Source organism: uncultured Porphyromonas sp., from assembly GCF_934359325.1.
Taxonomy (GTDB): Bacteria; Bacteroidota; Bacteroidia; order Bacteroidales; family Porphyromonadaceae; genus Porphyromonas_A.
Genome location: NZ_CAKRLH010000229.1, coordinates 1 through 2466, shown reverse-complemented (window position 1 = coordinate 2466; position 2466 = coordinate 1). Strand labels below are relative to the sequence as shown.

The window sequence follows — 2466 nt, the reverse complement described above, 5'->3', positions numbered from 1 at the left end:
GATCGTGAGGAGGTGATCCTCGTGCCCTACGCTGCCATCACCTACTCCTACGATGAGTATGTCAGCAAGGTCAATAAGGCGCTTGAGCCCTTTGGGATCAAGGTTCACGGGCTGCACACCTACGACGACCCCGTGGCTGCGATCAAGAAGGCGACCGCCATCCTCGTCGGTGGAGGTAATACTTGGGTGCTGACCGCCACGATGCAGCGTCTCGGGCTGATGGAGCCGATCCGTGAGGCCGTCAGCCTTGGGATCCCTTACTCCGGCTGGAGTGCAGGATCCAATGTCGCCTGCCCTACGCTGATGACGACCAACGATATGCCTATCGCTGAGCCGGAGAGCTTCCGCACGCTCGGGCTTATCCCCTTCCAGATCAATCCTCACTACCTCGACAAGGCCCCCGAGGGTCATGGAGGCGAGACGAGGGACTTCCGCATCGTCGAGTTTATCACGCAAAATCCGGATATCTTCGTTGCCGGACTGCGTGAGGGCAGTCGTTTCCTCATCCAGGGCGACGAAGTCGAGGTGCATGGGGAGAATAACGTCCGCATCTACCACGGCGGTGAGGAGACTCAGGAGATGATGCCTACGGGAGACTTCTCCTTCCTCCTCCGGGAGCCCTCTGACGAGGAGGAGAAATGAGCGAAGGAGCCAGCCTGAGACCCGAGGTGAGTCCCCGCGACACCGCCTGCCAGTACGATGCGGTGCTGAAGGAGTGCCGTGGTCTCTTCCTCCGGAAGTTTGACGACTACGGTGCCTCCTGGCGGGTCATGCGCCCGTCGGCTGTCACGGACCAGATCCTGATCAAGGCACAGCGCATCCGCTCCATCCAGGAGCTGGGTGTCCAGCGTGTCGAGGACGGGATCAGGGGCGAGTTTATCGGGATCTTCAATTACTCCCTCATGGGAATGGTGCAGCTGGAGCACGGCTACGCCGATGACAGTCGCGTCGATCCGCAGCTGCTCCTCAGCTGGTACGACAGCTACGCCAAGCGTGCCAAGGAGCTCATGCTGGATAAGAATCATGACTACGGCGAGGCGTGGCGATCCATGCGTATCTCCTCGATCACCGACATCATCCTGCAGAAGATCTTTCGCACCAAGCAGATCGAGGACCATCGTGGCGAAGTGAGCGTGAGCGAGGGCATCGATGCCAATTACCTCGACATGTGCAACTACGCCGCCTTTGCCATTATCCGCATCGACGAGGGAACCGACCCGATGTACTAATAGCCCACCAGCCATGCGCCACCGCTACTCCGACCACCGCCCTGCCACCTCACCGGGACTGACCCTTATTGTCCGTCTTGTGCAGGTTCTCGTGGGGCTCTTCTTCATCTTCTCCGGCTGCACCAAGGGGATCGACCCCATGGGTACCGGACTCAAGATCATGGAGTACCTCGGTCTCGCGGGACAGTCCATCGACCTGTCGCTCGCCACCTACCTGGCAGTGGGGCTCAATGTCCTCGAGGCGCTACTTGGCACCTTCCTCCTACTTGGTATCGGTCGCCGCTGGACGCCCATCACGACGCTTATTCTAATGGTGCCGATGACCTGCCTGACGCTCTACATCTACATCGCCAATCCTGTCGCTGACTGCGGTTGCTTTGGTGATGCCCTCAAGATCAGCAATGGGGCCACATTCTGGAAAAACGTGGCTCTCCTCCTGCTCCTTATCCTCCTGGTCCGCCACAGGGATGCCCTCTATCCGCTGGGGAGCCAAAGGAAGCAGACAGTCACGGGAGCAGCGCTGGCGCTGGTGCTTATCGTTTTCAATATCTACCCCCTCCTCTACCTCCCGACGATCGACTTCCGTCCCTACAAAGTCGGCACGCCGATTAGCTACTTCTACGACCGCCCGGCGGACGACGGCATGCGCTACATCTACGAGCGAGGCGGGGAGGAGCGAGCGCTCACGACTGACGAACTGGCGACTGTCGACTCCACCTGGACCTATGTCCGCTACGAGGAGATCGCCGCCACACCGGCCCACAAACGGGAGAGTGAGGCAGACCTGATCCTGCTGGACGCACAAGGCGAGGAGGTGGGACACCAGCTCGCAGAGACAGACGCCCAGGCACTCCTCTACATCACCTACGACATCGACCGGATGAGCGAGGAGCAGCTCCACCTCGGGCTGGAGCTCCAGCAGCGTGCCCACCACCCGGTGACGCTGGTCGTCACTTCGCCGCTTGACCGTCTCGAGAACCATCCCCGGATCGACCTGGTCCGCCGCTATGGGAGGGTCCTCTTTATGGATCTCAAGATGGCTCAGACCCTCATCCGGAGCAATCCCGGGCTGGTCGTTATCCACGATGGTGTCCTCTCCGACAAGCTCTCCTACGTGAGTCTCCGCTTCGCCGTGCAGGACCGGCACTTCCTCTCCCACTTATTCAGACATCCACAACTAACAAGCATACTAACAGAGTAAAGATTGATTATGAGAAAGAAAATTGCAGCTGCCAAC

General features: G+C 59.6%; 3 protein-coding genes. All 3 read left to right on the top strand.

The features are described 5' to 3' along the window. A partial coding sequence (gene pepE / locus Q0F21_RS07205) for a dipeptidase PepE (protein WP_297238683.1) occupies nucleotides 1–642 on the top strand: 642 nt, incomplete at its 5' end. Next, complete coding sequence (locus Q0F21_RS07200; RefSeq protein ID WP_018107606.1) at nucleotides 639–1229, top strand: DUF1599 domain-containing protein; 591 nt, start codon at nucleotides 639–641, stop codon at nucleotides 1227–1229. The genes pepE and Q0F21_RS07200, both read left to right, overlap by 4 nt. A 13-nt stretch (nucleotides 1230–1242) precedes the next feature. Then, the gene (locus tag Q0F21_RS07195; protein ID WP_297238680.1) at nucleotides 1243–2430 is read left to right on the top strand and encodes a BT_3928 family protein; all 1188 of its coding nucleotides are present in this window, start codon (nucleotides 1243–1245) and stop codon (nucleotides 2428–2430) included. Nucleotides 2431–2466: the final 36 nt, after the last annotated feature.